General features: G+C 65.4%; 16 protein-coding genes. 8 read left to right on the top strand and 8 right to left on the bottom strand.

All coding sequences use genetic code 11. The features are described from left to right. Window positions 1-66: 66 nt before the first annotated feature. From ACSQ3P_RS05705 to ACSQ3P_RS05685, 5 genes are all read left to right on the top strand, one after another. On the top strand, window positions 67-2,325 hold the full coding sequence (locus ACSQ3P_RS05705) for an ATP-binding protein (protein ID WP_436164618.1): 2,259 nt from the start codon (window positions 67-69) through the stop codon (window positions 2,323-2,325). Then, entirely contained in the window at window positions 2,322-3,689 is a 1,368-nt protein-coding gene (gene ntrX / locus ACSQ3P_RS05700; protein ID WP_436164617.1) for a nitrogen assimilation response regulator NtrX, read from the top strand. Before ACSQ3P_RS05705 ends, ntrX begins: the two co-directional genes overlap by 4 nt. 212 nt (window positions 3,690-3,901) lie before the next feature. Further along, window positions 3,902-4,150, top strand: coding sequence for an RNA chaperone Hfq (gene hfq / locus ACSQ3P_RS05695; protein WP_069691554.1), 249 nt, complete (start codon window positions 3,902-3,904; stop codon window positions 4,148-4,150). Between the two features lie 5 nt (window positions 4,151-4,155). Continuing rightward, the gene (gene hflX, locus ACSQ3P_RS05690) at window positions 4,156-5,544 is read left to right on the top strand and encodes a GTPase HflX (RefSeq protein WP_436164616.1); all 1,389 of its coding nucleotides are present in this window, start codon (window positions 4,156-4,158) and stop codon (window positions 5,542-5,544) included. A gap of 48 nt (window positions 5,545-5,592) precedes the next feature. Next, entirely contained in the window at window positions 5,593-6,300 is a 708-nt protein-coding gene (locus tag ACSQ3P_RS05685) for an SDR family oxidoreductase (protein WP_436164615.1), read from the top strand. A 28-nt stretch (window positions 6,301-6,328) separates the two neighbouring features. Here ACSQ3P_RS05685 and mazG read toward each other — a convergent pair whose 3' ends face one another. Then, window positions 6,329-7,177, bottom strand: a complete 849-nt coding sequence (mazG, locus tag ACSQ3P_RS05680) for a nucleoside triphosphate pyrophosphohydrolase (protein WP_436164614.1) — start codon at window positions 7,175-7,177, stop codon at window positions 6,329-6,331. 37 nt (window positions 7,178-7,214) lie between these two features. Here mazG and arfB point away from each other — a divergent pair, with 37 nt between their 5' ends. Then, a complete protein-coding gene (arfB, locus tag ACSQ3P_RS05675; protein WP_436164613.1) occupies window positions 7,215-7,634 on the top strand; it encodes an alternative ribosome rescue aminoacyl-tRNA hydrolase ArfB in 420 nt (139 codons plus the stop codon). Beyond that, on the top strand, window positions 7,634-8,197 hold the full coding sequence (locus ACSQ3P_RS05670) for a regulatory protein RecX (RefSeq protein ID WP_436164612.1): 564 nt from the start codon (window positions 7,634-7,636) through the stop codon (window positions 8,195-8,197). The genes arfB and ACSQ3P_RS05670 overlap by 1 nt, the downstream gene beginning before the upstream one ends. A gap of 68 nt (window positions 8,198-8,265) precedes the next feature. Here ACSQ3P_RS05670 and ACSQ3P_RS05665 read toward each other — a convergent pair whose 3' ends face one another. Continuing rightward, window positions 8,266-9,246 carry a Bug family tripartite tricarboxylate transporter substrate binding protein gene (locus tag ACSQ3P_RS05665; RefSeq protein ID WP_436164611.1) on the bottom strand — a complete coding sequence of 327 codons (981 nt, stop codon included), beginning with the start codon at window positions 9,244-9,246 and terminating at the stop codon, window positions 8,266-8,268. Window positions 9,247-9,430: 184 nt separating this feature from the next. Between ACSQ3P_RS05665 and ACSQ3P_RS05660 the strand changes: the two genes are divergently transcribed. Then, window positions 9,431-9,928, top strand: coding sequence for a class I SAM-dependent methyltransferase (locus ACSQ3P_RS05660; RefSeq protein ID WP_436164610.1), 498 nt, complete (start codon window positions 9,431-9,433; stop codon window positions 9,926-9,928). 85 nt (window positions 9,929-10,013) lie between these two features. On the opposite strand, the gene ACSQ3P_RS05655 is transcribed toward ACSQ3P_RS05660, so the two are convergent. The 6 genes from ACSQ3P_RS05655 to ACSQ3P_RS05630 form a co-directional block, all read right to left on the bottom strand. Then, window positions 10,014-11,342, bottom strand: coding sequence for an NAD(P)/FAD-dependent oxidoreductase (locus ACSQ3P_RS05655; RefSeq protein ID WP_436164609.1), 1,329 nt, complete (start codon window positions 11,340-11,342; stop codon window positions 10,014-10,016). 94 nt (window positions 11,343-11,436) lie between these two features. Continuing rightward, window positions 11,437-12,873 carry an FAD-binding oxidoreductase gene (locus ACSQ3P_RS05650; RefSeq protein WP_436164608.1) on the bottom strand — a complete coding sequence of 479 codons (1,437 nt, stop codon included), beginning with the start codon at window positions 12,871-12,873 and terminating at the stop codon, window positions 11,437-11,439. 76 nt (window positions 12,874-12,949) lie between these two features. Continuing rightward, entirely contained in the window at window positions 12,950-14,017 is a 1,068-nt protein-coding gene (locus tag ACSQ3P_RS05645; protein ID WP_436164607.1) for a polyamine ABC transporter substrate-binding protein, read from the bottom strand. 54 nt (window positions 14,018-14,071) lie between these two features. Then, window positions 14,072-15,214 carry an ABC transporter ATP-binding protein gene (locus ACSQ3P_RS05640; RefSeq protein WP_436164606.1) on the bottom strand — a complete coding sequence of 381 codons (1,143 nt, stop codon included), beginning with the start codon at window positions 15,212-15,214 and terminating at the stop codon, window positions 14,072-14,074. Then, window positions 15,211-16,017 (bottom strand): ABC transporter permease, encoded by an 807-nt coding sequence (locus tag ACSQ3P_RS05635; protein ID WP_436164605.1) that lies wholly within the window; start codon window positions 16,015-16,017, stop codon window positions 15,211-15,213. The genes ACSQ3P_RS05640 and ACSQ3P_RS05635 overlap by 4 nt, the downstream gene beginning before the upstream one ends. Further along, window positions 16,014-16,871 carry an ABC transporter permease gene (locus tag ACSQ3P_RS05630; RefSeq protein WP_436164604.1) on the bottom strand — a complete coding sequence of 286 codons (858 nt, stop codon included), beginning with the start codon at window positions 16,869-16,871 and terminating at the stop codon, window positions 16,014-16,016. Before ACSQ3P_RS05630 ends, ACSQ3P_RS05635 begins: the two co-directional genes overlap by 4 nt. Window positions 16,872-16,938 lie beyond the last annotated feature (67 nt).

Below are 16,938 nucleotides of genomic sequence, written 5' to 3'. Positions count from 1 at the left end.
CGTCCGCGCTTGCCGCACCGGAGTTGTCGAAGAACCGTGTCAGCCTCGATTAGCGATGTCAGAATCATGCCGCGTGGGGAGGATCCGCCGCGCCGTGTGTCGGGCTGGCTCGGCGCAATCGTCGTCGTTTTCGCGCTTGTCTCGGCGCTCGTCACCTTCCTGGTGCTGTCAGGCGTCACGCCGATCGCCCCGGTCCATGAGGTGGTCGTCGGCGTCTTCATCCTCAACGCCCTGCTGATCCTGCTGCTGCTGGTCATCGTCGCTTTCGAGACGGCGGTGCTGATCCGGGCGCGGCGAGCCGGCGCCGCTGCGGCCGGCCTTCATGTCAGAATCGTCGGTCTTTTCAGCATCATCGCGACATTGCCTGCGATTCTCGTTGCGGTGATCGCAACCGTGACCATCGAGCGCGGGCTGGAGCCCTGGTTCTCCGACCGGATGCGCGACGCGATCTTCAAATCGGTCGAGGTTGCCGATGCCTATGCCGCGGGACAGTGCAAGTCGCTTGGGCGCGAGATCCGGATCTTCGCTGACGATCTGGCACGCGCGAAGCCTGCCTTCGATGTCGACCGCAAATGGTTCGAGAACTTCCTGACAGCGCGCGCGACAGCTCTCGGCGTGCCGGTGGCGGCGATCATGAGCCCGCCCGACAAGGTGCTGGTACGAGCGAATATCGATATTCTGCGCGATGCGCCCAAGCCGGATCAGGCTGCGTTCGACGATGCGCAGTCGGCCCCGGAGCCGATCTGCGTCGTGCCCGAGACCAGCCGGATCTTTGGCGCACTCGTCAAGCTGCCGACCTATGACAACGGGTTTCTCTATATCGCTCGCGAGGTTGATCCGCTCGCGGTTGAGTTTCCCGCCGTCGCGCGCGGAGCGGCGGTCGAATATCTCGCCATCGACGCCCGGCGAAAGGGCGTGCAGATCGCCTTCGCCTCGATGTACGGGCTGATTGCGGTGATCCTGCTGCTCTCGGCGATCTGGCTCGGTCTCAGCTTCGCCAACGGCCTCGTCGCGCCGATCCGGCGGATGATCCATGCGACCGACCAGGTCTCCAGCGGCAATTTCTATGTCCAGGTGCCGATCCGACGATCGGAGGGGGATCTTGCCCATCTCGGCGAGACCTTCAACAAGATGACGGCGGAGCTGCGCCGACAGCGCGATGGCTTGGTGACCGCAAGCGAAGTGATCGACCGACGACGGCGCTTCACCGAGACGGTTCTGTCGGGCGTCTCTTCGGGCGTCGTTGGTCTCGATGGCGACGGCCATATCACCATCATCAACCGCTCAGCCGAGGGGTTGCTCGGCACCGGCGGGCGGGTCTTCGGCGAGCCGATCGCACAGGTCGCTCCCGAGATCGCCGCTTTCGTTGGCGATGCGCTGCATGGGCGCCAGCGGCAGAGCGCCGGCCAGGTCGCGATCACCCGGGCCGGACGCGACCGCATGGTCAATGTTCGTGCAGTCCGCGAGGGCGAGGGGGCGGGCGCCGGGCTCGTGGTGACGCTCGACGACATCACCGATCTGGTCTCGGCGCAGCGCACGGCCGCCTGGGCCGATGTCGCGCGCCGTATCGCCCATGAGATCAAGAACCCGCTGACACCGATCCAGCTCTCGGCCGAGCGCATCCGTCGCAAGTTCGGCCGCGTCATCGTCGAGGACAAGGAGATCTTCGATCAGTGCACCGCCACGATCGTCCGTCAGGTCGAGGATATCCGGCGGATGGTCGATGAATTCTCCTCTTTCGCCCGCATGCCCAAGCCGTCGCTGTCTCGCGACGACATCGTCGAGACGGTGCGCCAGATCGTCTTCCTGATGCGGGTCGGCAACCCCGAGCTGACGATCTCGGAGAACCTGCCGGCGACGCCGGTGTTGGCTCAGTTCGACCGTCGATTGATTTCGCAGGCACTGACCAATGTGATCAAGAATGCGACGGAGGCGATCGAGGCCGTGCCGATGGAGACGCGAGGGCCCGGCCAGATCGAGGTTGCATTCGCGCGCTATGAGGATGGCCGGATCGTCATCGACGTGATCGACAACGGCAAGGGCCTGCCCGCCGACCAGCGCCAGAAGCTGCTGGAGCCCTATATGACGACGCGCGAGGGCGGCACCGGGCTGGGACTGGCGATCGTCGGCAAGATTCTCGAGGACCATGGCGGCGGGATCGAGCTTCTCGACCGACCAGACGCCGCGGAGGGGCGGCGCGGGGCGCGGGTCCGACTCTGGTTCCCCGAAACCGGCCCCGCTGAAGATCCGGATAACGAGACTGCGAATGGCCGCGACACGAGCGCGTCTGACGCCCGAGACAAGCGAAATGGAATTGCCGTATGAGCGCCGATATTCTGGTCGTTGATGACGAAGTCGATATTCGCGAGCTGGTGGCCGGCCTGCTGGAGGACGAGGGTTACCGCACGCGCAAGGCGGGCTCCGCCGACGAGGCGCTCGCGGCGATCGCGGCGCGCCGGCCCAACCTCGTCTTCCTCGACATCTGGCTGCAGGGCAGCCGGCTCGACGGTCTGCAGGTGCTCGAACTGATCAAGGAAAGCCATCCCGATCTCGCGGTGGTGATGATCTCGGGCCATGGCAACATCGAGACGGCGGTCTCGGCGATCAAGAGCGGCGCCTATGATTTCATCGAGAAGCCGTTCAAGGCCGACCGACTCGTATTGGTGGCCGAGCGGGCGCTGGAGGCTTCGCGGCTCAGGCGCGAGGTCCGCGAGCTGAAGAAGGGCTCGGTGCAGGCGAGCCGGATCGTCGGCCATTCGACCGTGGTCAATCAGTTGCGCCAGACGATCGAACGCGTCGCCCCCACCAATGCCCGCGTGCTGATCAGCGGCGAACCGGGCTGCGGCAAGGAATTGACGGCGCGCACGCTGCACGAAGCGTCGAGCCGCTCTTCGGCGCCCTTCATCGTCATCAATGCGGCGACGATCACGCCCGACACGATGGAAGAGGAGCTCTTCGGCGTCGAGGGCGGAGAGGGGCGTACGCGCCGCGTCGGCGCCCTTGAGGAGGCGCATGGCGGCTCGCTCTATATCGACGAGATCGGCGACATGCCGCGCGAGACGCAAAACCGCATCCTGCGCGTGCTGGTCGACCAGAACTTCCAGCGCGTCGGTGGCGCAACGCGGGTGCATGTCGATGTGCGGATCATTTCGTCGACCAGCCGCGACCTGGCGCAGCTGATCAGCGATGGGCAGTTCCGCGAGGACCTCTATCACCGCCTCAGCGTCGTGCCGGTCAAGGTGCCGGCGCTGTCGGACCGGCGCGAGGACGTGCCGGAATTGATCGAATTCTTCATGGACCAGATCTCGGTCGCAACCGGCCTGCCGAAGCGGCGCATCGGCTCGGACGCGATGGCCGTGCTGCAGTCGCATGAATGGCCGGGTAACGTTCGGGAACTGCGCAACAATGTCGAGCGATTGATGATCCTGACCAAGGGCGATCCCACGGCGGATGTCACGGTCGAGATGCTGCCGGCCGAGGTCGGCGCCATGGTGCCGACGACGCCGTCCGGCTCGGGCGGCGAACGGCTGATGAGCCTGCCGCTGCGCGATGCGCGCGAAATCTTCGAGCGCGAATATCTGATCGCCCAAATCGCCCGCTTTTCCGGCAATATCTCGCGAACCGCCGAGTTCATCGGGATGGAACGCTCGGCCTTGCATCGCAAGCTGAAGTCGCTCGGGGTCGGTTAAGCGGCGGCTAAGCGCTTATTGCATGTCCGTCTGCACGATACGCAGGCGTCATGCGCAAATAGGATGCGGCATCGCCCTTGCTTTGTCATAGAACTCGACGATCTAATGCAGGATCGGTGTTTCCAAGCGGCGCGCTCAATGCGTGACCGCGAACGAAACGAAATGGATCGCGGGTGCAACCCGATGAGAGATCCCAACAATAGGGGCTACCCATGGCCGCAGAGCGGGCACAAAACCTTCAGGACACTTTCCTCAATCACGTTCGCAAGCAGAAGATTCCTCTGACGATCTTCCTCGTCAACGGCGTGAAGCTGCAGGGCGTTGTTACCTGGTTCGACAATTTCTGCGTGCTGCTGCGGCGCGACGGACATTCGCAGCTCGTTTACAAGCATGCGATCTCGACGATCATGCCGGGCCACCCCGTGCAGCTGTTCGAGCCAGAGGAAGTGGACAAGGCCTGAGCCTCATGGCCGGTCGCGACGGGGCAGACGAGACCGAGAAGACCGTCAAGCCGCTCGACGAGATCGAACGCGATATCGCGGCCAATACACGCGCCTATGTCGTAGGCCCGTATTCGCAGCGCCGCGGCGCGGGTAGCGCTGACACGAATCAGCGCTCCTTCGCGGCACGGCTCGATGAGGCCGTCGGCCTCGCCGCCGCCATCGATCTGACCGTCATCGAGCCGATCCAGGTTCTGCTCACGGCGTTTCGTCCTGCCACCTACCTCGGCAAGGGCAAGGTCGAGGAGCTGGCCGAGCGCATCAAGATCGAGGAAATCGGCCTTGTCGTGATGGATTGTGCGTTGTCGCCGGTGCAGCAGCGCAATCTCGAGAAAGCGTTCGGCTGCAAGGTGATCGACCGCACCGGCCTGATCCTCGAGATCTTCGGTCGGCGGGCGCGCACACGCGAAGGCACGCTGCAGGTCGAGCTTGCACATCTCAACTACCAGAAGAGCCGGCTGGTGCGGTCCTGGACCCATCTTGAGCGCCAGCGCGGCGGCTTCGGCTTCCTCGGCGGCCCCGGCGAGACGCAGATCGAGGCGGACCGGCGCATCATCCAGGAGCGCATGACCAAGATCGAGCGCGATCTTGAGAGCGTGAAGCGGACCCGCTCGCTCCATCGCGCAAGCCGTAAACGTGTGCCTTATCCGGTGGTTGCGCTGGTCGGTTATACCAATGCCGGGAAATCGACGCTGTTCAACCGGCTGACCTCGGCGGAGGTGCTGGCGCAGGACATGCTGTTTGCCACGCTCGACCCGACCGCGCGCGCGATCAAGCTGCCGCACGGCGCGCGGATCATGCTCTCGGACACGGTCGGCTTCATCTCGGACCTGCCGACGCAGCTCGTCGCGGCCTTCCGCGCGACGCTGGAAGATGCAATCGAGGCCGATGTGCTGCTGCATGTCCGTGACGTGGCGCATGAGGACACGCAGGCCCAGGCCGCCGACGTGCAAGGCATCCTGCGCGATCTCGGCATCGATCCCGACGATGGCCAACGCGTGATCGAGGTCTGGAACAAGTCGGACCTGCTCGATGGGTCGGAACGCGAGCGCCAGCTTGGCCTCGTCGCATTGAAGTCCGAGGCTTCGCGGCCGGTGCTGGTCTCGGCGCTGACTGGCGACGGCATTGCCAGGCTGACGGACGCGATCGAGGCGCGCATCGCCAGGAGCCGACCGGTCTACCGGCTGGTGCTGGCACCCGGCGACGGCAAATCGCTTGCCTGGCTGCACGCCAACGGTGAAATCCTGGAGCGGGCGGATGCGGAGGACGGGGCGCTGAGCCTCGTCGTGCGGCTGCCGCCGGAGCGGGAAGGGGCCTTTGGCGCGCGGTTCCCGGAGGCGGAGCGACAAAGCTAGGCCTCCAAACGCAGCGGATAATGTGATCTCGGTCGAGGAGCACATCGCATGATTGGCGCGGATGAAACGGTTGTCGTGATTGGCGGTTCTTCCGGAATTGGCCTGGCCGTCGCGCAGCTGGCGGCCTCGCAAGGCGCGCGCGTGGTCATCATTGGACGTGAAAAGACGAAGCTGGAGGCCGCAGTCTCCACGATCGGACCGTCAGCGCGTGGCGAAATCGTTGATGCCCAGGATCGCACTGCCCTGGCGCTGTTCTTTCAGAGGCTTGGGCCTTTCAACCACCTGGTCTTGGCGGCTTCCGGCGGTCGCGGGGCCGGAGCGTTTCGCGAACTCGACGGCGACGGGCTGCGCGCCGGCTTCGAAGCCAAGTTCTGGGCGCAATGGAACGCAGCCCAGGCGGCGCTTCCGACGCTTCAATCCGCCGGCTCCATGGTCTTCATCACGGCGGCTTCGTCGCGGCTGGCAAATCCCGGAACCTCAGGGCTCGCAGCCGTCAATGGCGCGCTCGAGCGCATGGTCGTGACTCTGGCGCGGGAGTTGGCGCCAATCCGCATCAATGCGGTATCGCCGGGCGTGATCGATACGGGCTGGTGGGATGACAAGCCGGCTGGCCTGTTTGAGAGTTCATATGGCAAGGCTCCGCTCGCCCGCCCCGGCCAGGCGGATGAGGTCGCTGATGCGGTGCTCTTCCTGATGGGAAACGCCTTCGTCACTGGGGTGATTCTGGACGTCGATGGCGGCTTGCATCTGACATAGTGAGTGGCTAGGGCCGCGGCCTCGCGCCTCAGCCTGTGCGGGGCAGCGATGCCTTCTCCGCGCGCTTGACCTGTTGCCAGAGCGCTTCCAGCTCTTCGAGCGTGGCGTCCTTCGCGTGGCGCCCTTGAGCCTCCAGCGCGGCCTCGATGCCCTTGAAGCGGCGCTCGAACTTGGCGTTGGCGGCGTGGAGGCAGCCTTCCGGGTCGGCATCGACATGGCGGGCGAGATTGGCGACGACGAAGAGCAGATCGCCGATTTCCTCCCGGATCGCCGCCTTGTCGCCGAGTGCGAGCGCCTCCTCGATTTCGGCGGTCTCTTCCCGGACCTTGTCGAGCACGAGCCTGGCGTCGTTCCAATCGAAGCCGACGGTCGAGGCTTTGGCCTGGAGTTTCCAGGCGCGGCTGAGGGCGGGCAGGCTCTGGGTGACGCCCGCCAGCACGCCCTTGTCCTCGACCTGCTCGGGTAGCCCGGCCGCTTGCCGCGCTGCGGCCTTCTCAGCCCTTTCCTGCGCCTTGATGCTGTGCCAGAGCGCCTTGACCTCAGCGGGAGACAGATCACGCGCATCGCCAAAGACATGCGGGTGGCGGCGAATCATCTTGGTGGTGACGGCCTCGACCACGTCGGGAAAGGCGAAAGCGCCTTCCTCCTGCGCCATCTGCGCGTGGTAGACCACCTGCAGCAACAGATCGCCGAGCTCGTCCTTGAGGTCGAGCCTGTCGCCGCGTGCTATCGCATCGGCGACCTCATAGGCCTCCTCGACCGTATAGGGCGCGATCGAAGCGAAATCCTGCTCCAGATCCCAGGGGCAGCCCGTACCGGGCGTGCGGAGCGCCGCCATGATCTCGATCAGGCGGGCGATGTCGCGGGAAGGCTTCAACGCTGCAAATCTCCGTGAAGTGAGATAGCCTCGTCCCATGATTCAAGTGACGCCGTCCATCGTGATCGACGAGAGCGAGCTCGAGGAAAGCTTCGTGCGCGCCTCTGGCCCAGGCGGCCAGCACGTCAACAAGGTGTCGAGCGCGGTTCAGCTCAAATTCGACATCCGGCGCTCGCCCTCGCTGCCAAATGACGTCGCGGTGCGCCTGATGAAGCTCGCCGGCAGCCGGCTGACGCAGGATGGCGTCATCGTCATCGTGGCGCAGGCGCAGCGCAGCCAGAAACGCAATCGCGAGGAGGCGCGGGAACGCTTGTTCGAGCTGATCCGGGCGGCGGCGGTCCGCCCGCAGACGCGCCGGCCGACGAAGCCGACCAAGGCCTCGAAGGAGCGGCGGCTGGTCTCCAAGGACAAGCGCGCCTCGATCAAAGCCGGCCGCTCCAAGCCAGGGGCGGATTAGTGGCGGGTGAAGCTTCGGACGTGCCGCGCGGCAAGCGCGCGGAGCGCAAGCCACCACGTCGCATCACGCCCGACTATCTGCAGCGCGCCGCCATGCACTATCTCGAACGCTATGCGGCGCCCGCAGCGCAGCTTCGCCGCGTGCTGGAGCGCAAGGTCGTCCTGAGCTGCCGCCACCATGGCGACGAGCCTGCCCGGTTCTCAAGCTTGCTCGATGAAGTGGTGGCGCGCTGCGTCGCCTCCGGACTGGTCGATGACCGCCGTTTTGCCGAGGCGCGCGCGGCAAGCTTGCGCCGGCGAGGCCAATCCACGCGGGCGGTGGCGGCAAAACTTGCGGCGAAGGGCGTGACGCGCGACCTCGCGACCGAGGCTAGCGCGGCCGAGCCAGAGGACGAATTGGCCGCGGCGCGCATCGCCGCGAAACGCAAGCGGCTCGGGCGCTGGGGAAGGGGCGACCGCGCCGCCAACCGTCAGAAGGATCTGGCTGCGCTGGCGCGCGCTGGCTTCAGCATGGCGATCGCCCGCACCGTGGTGGACGAGGCGGACGATGAGGATGGGCCATGAGGATGCCCGGCGAGGTCGAAGTCGTGAAAGGCGGGTGGGGCGCCTGGCGCTTCCCGCCGATCACAACCTCATTCCAACCGGATGTTCGCTTCGTTGACGACCTTGCCCCAGCGGACGACCTCGGCAGAGACGAATTTGGCGAAATCCGGCCCGTAGAGCGCTGGGATGGCTGATCCGTTCCTCTTCCAGGCCTCCACGATCATCGGTGCCTTCAGGGCCTTCTGGAGCTCCTCGCTCACCCGGGCGACGATCGGTGCCGGCGTGCCTTTGGTCGCCCAGATCGCATACCAGGTCGCAACATCGTAGCCGTCGAGCCCGGCTTCCCTCGCGGTCGGGACTGAGGCGATCACCTCGGAGCGGGTCGGAGCTGCAACTGCCAGCGCACGCAGCGCGCCGCCGGAGATCTGTGGCGCGGAGGAGCCGAGCCCGTCGAACATCACGTCGACCTGGCCGGCGACGAGGTCCTGCATGGCAGGGCCGGCGCCACGGTAGGGGACATGAGTGAGCGGCGCCTTCGCCAGGAGCTTGAAGAGCTCGCCGGCCAGGTGATGCGTCGTGCCGTTGCCGGCCGAGGCATAGTTCAGCTTGTCGGGATTGGCCTTGGCGAAGGCGATCAGCTCGGCGAGGGTCTTGGCCTCGACCTTCTTGGGATTGACGACGATGACCTGCGGCGGCTGCGCGATCACGCCGACGGGAATGAAATCCTTCTCGATGTCATAGTCGAGCTTCGGATAGAGCGCGGGCGCGATGGTGTGATGGGCGGCGCCGATGAAGAAGGTGTAGCCGTCGGGTGCAGCTTTCGAGGCAGCCGAGGCGCCGACCGTGCCGCCTGCGCCGCCGCGATTGTCGATGATGATGCGCTGGCCGAGCTGCTGCTCCAACTGCGCCGCGATCGGCCGGGCAAAGGCATCCGTGCCGCCGCCGGCGGGGAAAGGCACGATGAAGGTGATCGACTTTGTCGGCCAGGTCTGCGCGACGGCTGGAGCCGTCGCTGTCGTTGCGAGCCCGGCCGCGGTGAGCAGCAGCAGGATTCGGCGTGAGATGAACATGATGAGAGACCTCCCGTGAATTGTGAAATCAGGCTCTTTTCGGCCATTTGGGATGGAAAGCGGCGCAATCGCGGCTGCTATCTCACGGATTAGGGCATTGGACTGTTGCTTTAGCAAGCACATGGCTGGGAGTGGGGGCATCAGGTGATTGACTTATCTTGCCTTGCCACCGATCAGGGAGGTCATGAGCCGCCTCGACAGTTTCATCCGCCGTCTCGAGGCCCAGCGCCGGGTTCTGGACTGGGCTGCCGCCGCCATCACGGGGCGGGACGGGCTCGTGCTCGAGCTGGGCCTCGGCAATGGCCGGACTTACGACCATTTGCGCGAGATCCTGCCGGAACGCGTGATCTACGCCTTCGATCGTGAGGCCAGGGCCAATCCGCGTTCGCTGCCGCCGCCCGAGGCGCTGGTGCTGGGCGACATGGCGCAGACGCTGCCGGCCTTCGCCGCTGCGCATGGTCGCCGCGCCGTCCTGCTTCATGTCGACGCCACGACCGGTGTGCCCGAGCGCGACGCCGTGGCATTGGCCTGGCTGCCAGGGCATGTCGCGGCGCTCGCCGCAGACGACGCGCTCATCATCAGCGGCTCGGAATTGATCGACGAGGCGCTGCTGGCGACGCCTTTGCCCGAGGGCGTGCCGCTCGGACGCTACTTCGCCTATCGGCGCAGGGCGAAGGCCTGAGCAGCGCCTTTTCGGCGGCAATTGGTCAAGGTGGGTTCAGGATCTGATCCAGCGGAGTGTCCAGCCGCTCAGCCGGCGCCAAGACCTACAACCCAAGGCGGTCCATGATCCGGCCGTGAAGGACGACGCTGCGCACTGCCAGGGGCCAGAAGCCATGAAAGCGGATGGGCTTCTGGGAGACGAGGGGCAAGTCCAGTTCAGCCGCCGCGCCCTTGATCAACCGCGCCGCCAATTGTTCGGCGATCGCCGTGCCCAGGGCGACGCCGCGGCCGTTGCAGCCGAGATAGATCAGCGCGTTCTCCGCCGGCTCATGCAGATGCGGCCAGTGATCCTGCGTCATGGCGAGCCGGCTGTTCCAGCCATGGGTCCAGGGCTGCCCGGCGAGCTCGGGCCAGAGACGCTGGGCGTAGTCGGTGAGGTAGGCGATGTCGCCCGGATGCGAAATCGGACGCATCGGGCCGCGCCCGCCGATCAAGAGACGATCATGGGTATCGACCCGATAATAGACGGTGATGCGCCCGCTCTCGTAGACGGATGAGCGCGCCGGGAGGATACGCCGCGCCAGATCGCTCGGGAGCGGAGCGCTCGCGGCGATGGCGCTGAACACCGGGACGATCGTCCGCTTCAGCCTGCTCCAGAGATCGTCCGTAAAGCCGTTCGTCGCGATCAGGATCTTGTCGGCCTGAACGGTTCCGCGGTCGGTCTGGAGGACCCAGCCGGTAGGCGTTCGCTGGAGAGCCCGCACGGGGGTGCGCCCGTGGATCTTCGCACCGGCAGCCAGCGCCGCCTTGGCCAGGCCACGCACATAAGCCAGCGGGTTCACGTCGCCGCCGCGATCGTCGCGCATGGCGGCAAGGTAGCGATCCGTGCCTGTCGCCTCGGCGATCTTGTCTCGATCGAGCATCGTCACCGGCATGCCCCGCGCGATGCATTGGCGCGCAGTCGCCTCGACTCCGGCGACCGCGCGTTCGCTATAGGCCACGCGCAGGGTTCCGTTCTGGCGGGCTTCGCAGGCGATGCCAAGGCGCTTGATCAGAGCCAGCGTGCGGTTGGGCGTGTCATAGGCGAAGGCGACCATGCGCGCGCCAAGATCGGGCCCATAGCTGGCCTCGATCACGTCGGGATCGAATTTCAGGCCGGGGTTGAGCTGCCCGCCATTATTGCCTGAGGCGCCCCAGCCAGGCTCCTGCGCTTCGAGCACGGTCACATCGACGCCGGCTTCCGCCAGGTGCAGGGCCGTCGTCAGCCCGACGATCCCGCCGCCGATAATGGCGACCGAGGTCCGAAGCGAGCCCGCGAGGGGCGGGGTGTCGGGAGCCGCCGGCGCATCGAGTTGGTAGACGTTCGGGGGCAATGGTTTCGATGTAGGATCGGGCTTCAATGTAGGATCGGGCTTCAATGTCGGCTCGGTCATGACATGTTCCAACGGCCTTGGCGGCGCCTGTCCCTGGCTTGGGAACGCCTGTGGCATGCGGGCGCCGGGTGCTCATGGCATCCGGCGATCAGCATCAGTCCGTGCCGGCTTCGAGGAAGATCTTTCCAGGGTTCATCAGGCCGGCCGGGTCGAGCAGCTGCTTGATGCCCTTCATCAAGGCGAGTTCGGCGCTGCTCTTGGTCCGCGCCAGGCGCTTGCGATAGCTCGTGCCGACGCCGTGCTCGGCGGTGATGCTGCCGCCCATCACTACGGCGATATCGTCGACGATGACGTCGATCGCGTCGGAAGCGTCCTCATACGCCTGGACGTCGGCGAAACGCTCATGCGGGAACAGCACGACGACATGGATGTTGCCGTCGCCGATATGGCCGACCATCATCACATTCGCATCCGGATAGGCGGCGAGGATGCCGGCTTCGATGCGGGCCGTGAATTCCGGCTGCTGCGCGACCGGGACCGAGCTGTCATGCGACATGGTCTTGCCCGCGAGCTTGAACTCGCCGGTCACGCCATGGCGCAGTTTCCAGATCGCCTCCTCCTGGGCGAGGCTTGCCGCGATGATCGCGTCGCTGACCAGCCCGGCCTCGAAGGCCTCGGCCAGCAGGCTTTCCATGGATTGCCCGATATCGGAGTCCGGCAAAGCGTCGCCGGCTTCGAGCAGGAGGTACCACGGCGCCTTCTGGGCGAAGGGCATTGTCGTGCCCTGAACGTAGCGCAGGACGAAATCCATGTAGGACGAGCCGATGATCTCGAAGCTCGAAATCTGCTCGCCGAAAACCTTTCGCGCCCGCTCGAACATCGCGAGCGCGTCCTCGACGCTGGCGAGCTGCATCAATGCGATCGAACGGGTCCGCACCGCCGGGAACAGCTTCAGCACCGCTGCGGTGACGACGCCGAGCGTGCCTTCCGCACCGATGAAGAGCTGCTTCAGATCGTAGCCGGCATTGTCCTTGCGCAGCCGGCGCAGACTGTCGAGCACGGTTCCATCGGGCAGGACGACCTCAAGGCCGAGCACGAGCTGACGCGTATTGCCGTAGCGCAGCACGGAGATGCCACCGGCATTGGTCCCGATATTGCCGCCGATCTGGCAGCTGCCCTCGGCGCCGAGGCTCAGGGGAAAGAGCAGGCCTTCACGCACAGCCGCAGCCTGGATCTCGGCAAGAATGCAGCCGGCCTCGACCGTGATCGTCTCCTCCGCGACCGAGAAGGCGCGGATGCGGTTCATGCGATCGAGACGCAAAACGATGCCGGGCTTGCCCGAAAGCGGCGTCGCGCCGCCGCACAGGCCGGTATTGCCGCCCTGCGGCACGATGGCGACGCCAGCCTGCGCACAGGTCGCGACGACATGCGAGACCTCGTCTGTATTCGCCGGCTTCACCACCGCCAGCGCTTCGCCGTGATAGCGAGTGCGGTGGTCAGTGACGAAGGGGGCGACATCGCCGGGTTGGGTGACGACGTAGCGCTCCCCGACGATGGTCCTGAGATCCGCGAGGAGAGCTTCGTGCGTCATGGCGTTCTTGAGGCGCTGGAGAGTGGAAACCGCTCCGGAAGCTCCCGGAGCGGCATGGTTGCAAGAGGGTTTGAGCTCAGCTCAGCATCCACTCGGCATAGCGCTTCTGGGCGGCGGTATAGTTCGCGCTCCACCATTCCGCGTTGACGATGACGTTCTTGCCGTTCGTCAGGTCGGGGAGATAAGCCTTCGCCGGCGAGGCCTTGACCTGCTCCACCGCCGCGACCGTGTTGGGCAGGTAGTAGCCGCGGATCGCCCATTCGACCTGGCGATCGGGCCGGAGGCAGAAATTGATGAAGCGCATCGCCGCTTCCTTGTTCTGCGAGCCCTTCGGCACAGCGAAATAGTCGAGCGAATTGACGGTTTGCTCGAAGGAGAAGTCGAGCGGCGATCCGGCCTTCTGCGCCGCCTTCACCCGGTTGAAGTAGCTATAGGAGAAGTCGCCCTCGTTCTGGACCACCGAGTTGACCTGCTCGGGTGTGGTGCTGGTCCATTTGGTGACATGCGGCTTGATCCGATCGAGGGCCCGGAAGGCGCGGTCGACGTCGAGCGGGTAGAGGTCCTTCGGCGCCACGCCATCGGCCACCAGCGCGACTTCGAGCGTCTCGGAGGCGAGAGCGCGCATCACGCGCCGTCCAGGGTATTTCTTGACGTCGTAGAAGCCGGCGAAATCGACCGGGTGCTTGCCGTCGGGATGGCGCTTGGCGTCCCAGAGCAGCCCGCCGCTATAGAGATAGATCGGCATGTAAGTGGGAGCGCCGGCCTGCACGACCTCGCCGGGCTTGATGATCGACATATCGAGCGGCTCCCACAGGTCATCCTTGGCGCCTGAGGTCGCGAAGGCGGCGGGGGCGTCGATGACGTCCCACTGCACGGCCTTGCTGAGGACCTGGGCCTTGACCTTGGCCATGTCGCCATTGTCGACGAGCGTGACCGGGATACCGGTTTCCTTGGTGAAGGGATCGGCGAAAACTTCGCGCACCGACTTGTTGTAGTCGCCGCCCCAGGAGGTCACGGTCAGCGTCTTGTCTGCCGCTTGCGCGCGTCCGGTGAAGATGGCGGGTGCCGCGATCAAGCCTGCAAGGCCGGCGGCTCCGCCGCGCAGCAGGCCGCGGCGCGAGGTCGAGAATGTCTTGTCAATCATGGTCACCGTTCTCCCCTTATTGATTTCGTGTCGATCGAAGGCAGGCATCGGCTTTCAGTGGGGCGTGGAAGGCGGCAGCAGACGCGCATGCGCCGGCGGCCAGCCGGCCCGGACCTCGTCACCACGCTTTGCGATCGGGCGGTCGGGCTGGTTCAGCTCCTGGACGATGATCGTCGACTGGTCCTCGCAGCGGACGAAATGCCTGACGACGCCTCCGAGTAGGATCGAATCGTCGATCTTGCCGCTGACGCTCGTCACCCCCAGTCCGCCAGTCAGCGTCATGTTCTCGGGACGCACGAGGAGCATGGCCTTGTCCCCGGTCGAGACGGCGAAGTCGGCTGCGGGCACAGGGAACGTCCCGATGGCCGTGCGCAGCGAAAGGCCGCCCGGCCCGCCTGCTTCCACGATTCCGGGAATGAGGTTCGAGCTGCCGATGAATTCGGCGGAGAAGACGGTCGCGGGCTTGAAATAGAGTTCGTCGGGCTGGCCCTGCTGCTCGATCTTGCCGCCATTCATCAGCACGATGCGATCCGACATCGTCAGCGCTTCGTCCTGGTCATGGGTGACGTAGAGCATGGTGATGCCGAGATCGGCATGCAGGCGCTTGATCTCGAGCTGCATCTGCTCACGCAGGTTCTTGTCGAGCGCGCCGAGCGGCTCGTCCATCAGGATCAGCGCGGGATTGTAGACGATGCAGCGGGCGAGCGAGATGCGCTGCTGCTGGCCGCCCGAGAGTTCGCGCGGGCGGCGGCCGGCGACATGGCCGAGCTGGATCAGGTCGAGCACCTGCTCGACCTTGCACTTGATCTCGTCCTTCGGCAGATGCCGGACCTGCAGCGGGAAGGCGATGTTCTCAAATACGGTCATATGCGGCATCAGGGCGTAGTTCTGGAAGACCATGCCGAGGCCCCGCTGGTTCGTCGGCAGCGTGGTAGCGTCGCGCCCGTCGATGACGATGCGACCGGAACTGGGCGTGATCATGCCGGCGATCAGGTTGAGCAAAGTGGATTTGCCCGAGCCGCTGGGGCCGAGCAGCGTGACGAACTCACCCTTGCGGATCGTCAAATCGACGCGCTTGAGGGCATCGACCTCGCCATAGCGCTTGGTGACGCCTTGAAGTTCGACCATCGCCCGATCGCCTTCGGCGACCGGGATGCTGGCCGGTGCGGGCGCGACAGTCATGGGCGTGGCAGTCATGGATTAGCCTCGGTCTTGCGCTGCAGGGCGATGATGCCCAGGGCGATCAGCAGCGACAGCAAAGTGAGCAGGGTGGAGACAGCCGCGAGGACCGGCGTGAGCTCCCAGCGGATCGAGCTGTACATCTTCACCGGCAGGGTCATCGCCTTGGTTCCAGTGAGGAAATAGGCGACGACGACCTCGTCCAGCGACATCAGGAAGGCGAAGAGCGACCCGACCGCGATCGACGCCTTCAACTGGGGCAGCACGACGCGGAAGAAAATGACCGGCCGCGAGGCACCCATGATCGAGGCGACCGTCTCCAGCGAGACGTCCGAGTGCTGCAGACCCGACATCACCGACACCATGATGAAGGGCGTCGTCAGCATGATGTGCGAGAGAACGAGGCCGGTCGTCGTATCGAGCAGGCCCCAGTTCGAGAACTGCAAATACAGCCCAAGCCCCAGCACGATGACGGGCACCAGCATCGGCATCATGAACAGGCCGCGCAGCAGGCTGCGTCCCGGCAGCCGCGAGCGCACCAGCGCATAGGCGGCGGGCACGGCGAGGATCAGCGTCAGCACGGTGGTCACAGTCGCCACGAGAAGGCTCTGCACCATCGAGCCCCACCAGGCCGGATCGGTGAAGAACTGCTGATAGAGCGCGAGCGTAAATTGCCGCGGCGGGAACTCGATCTGGCCTGGATTGCCGAACGAGATCGGGATGACGATCAGGCTCGGGAGCAGCAGGAAGACGTAGCAGAGCCAGGCCGCCGTCGCGATCAGGTTGCGATTAAGCCGGCTCGAGCCGAAGAGCGCGTTCATGCGGCTGCTCCCGAGAGACCGGAGGCGCCGCGCACTTTGCCGAGCAACGCGACCAGGACGCCGGAAATCAGGAGCAATACGACTGCCGTCGCCGATGCGGCCGTCCAGTCGAGCGTCTGGCGCGTGTAGAAGTCGACCAGATTGGCGACCATCATGTCCTGCCGCCCGCCGAGCAGGGCAGGGGTGATGTACATGCCGATGGACAAGGTGATGTTGATCAGCACGCCGGCGATCACACCGGGCAGGCTGAGCGGCAGTGTGATCTTCCAGAAGATCCGCAGCGGCTTGGCGCCCATGGTCTCTGCCGCCAGGATCAGGGTGCGGTCCTGGGCCAGGAGGCTGCCGAGGATCGACAGGATCATGAAGGGCAGCAGGAAATTGATCATGCCGAGGATGACGCCGACGCGGTTGAACATCATCGGCAGGTTGATCTGGCCGCCGCTGACGAAGCCGAGCAGTTGATTGACGAGGCCCTGATTGCCGAACACGGCGGTGAGCGCGAAGCTTTTCACCAGGATGCTGGTCCAGAACGGCAGCATGACCATGATGAGATAAGCGGTGCGCCGGCTCGGCGGCTGCGCCGCCAGATGCATCGCCACGGGGTAGCCGATGAGCAGGCTGACGAGCGTGCCGGACAGGCTGATCTCGAACGTGTTCTTCAGCACCTTGAGGAACAGAGTGCTGCTCAGAAGCTCCGCATAGGCCTGGAGTGAAAACTGGCCGGGATAGACGCTGGTCCAGACAGTGAGCGCCAGCGGATAGACCAGGATCGCCAGCATCAGCAGGGTCAGCGGCGCCAACAGCATCAGCGCCGAGGGCAGGCTGAGTTCCGATGCCGTGCCTGATTGGGCCACCTGCGGCGCTTCCTTCGATCCGGCAGGCGCAGCGGCGCCTCGCAATGCTCACCAGGGGTGGCGAGCG

The organism is Allobosea sp. LjRoot9, from assembly GCF_964252745.1.
GTDB lineage: Bacteria > Pseudomonadota > Alphaproteobacteria > Rhizobiales > Beijerinckiaceae > Allobosea.
Note: the sequence above shows the minus strand (reverse complement) of the source record. Positions and strands in the feature narration are given on the sequence as shown.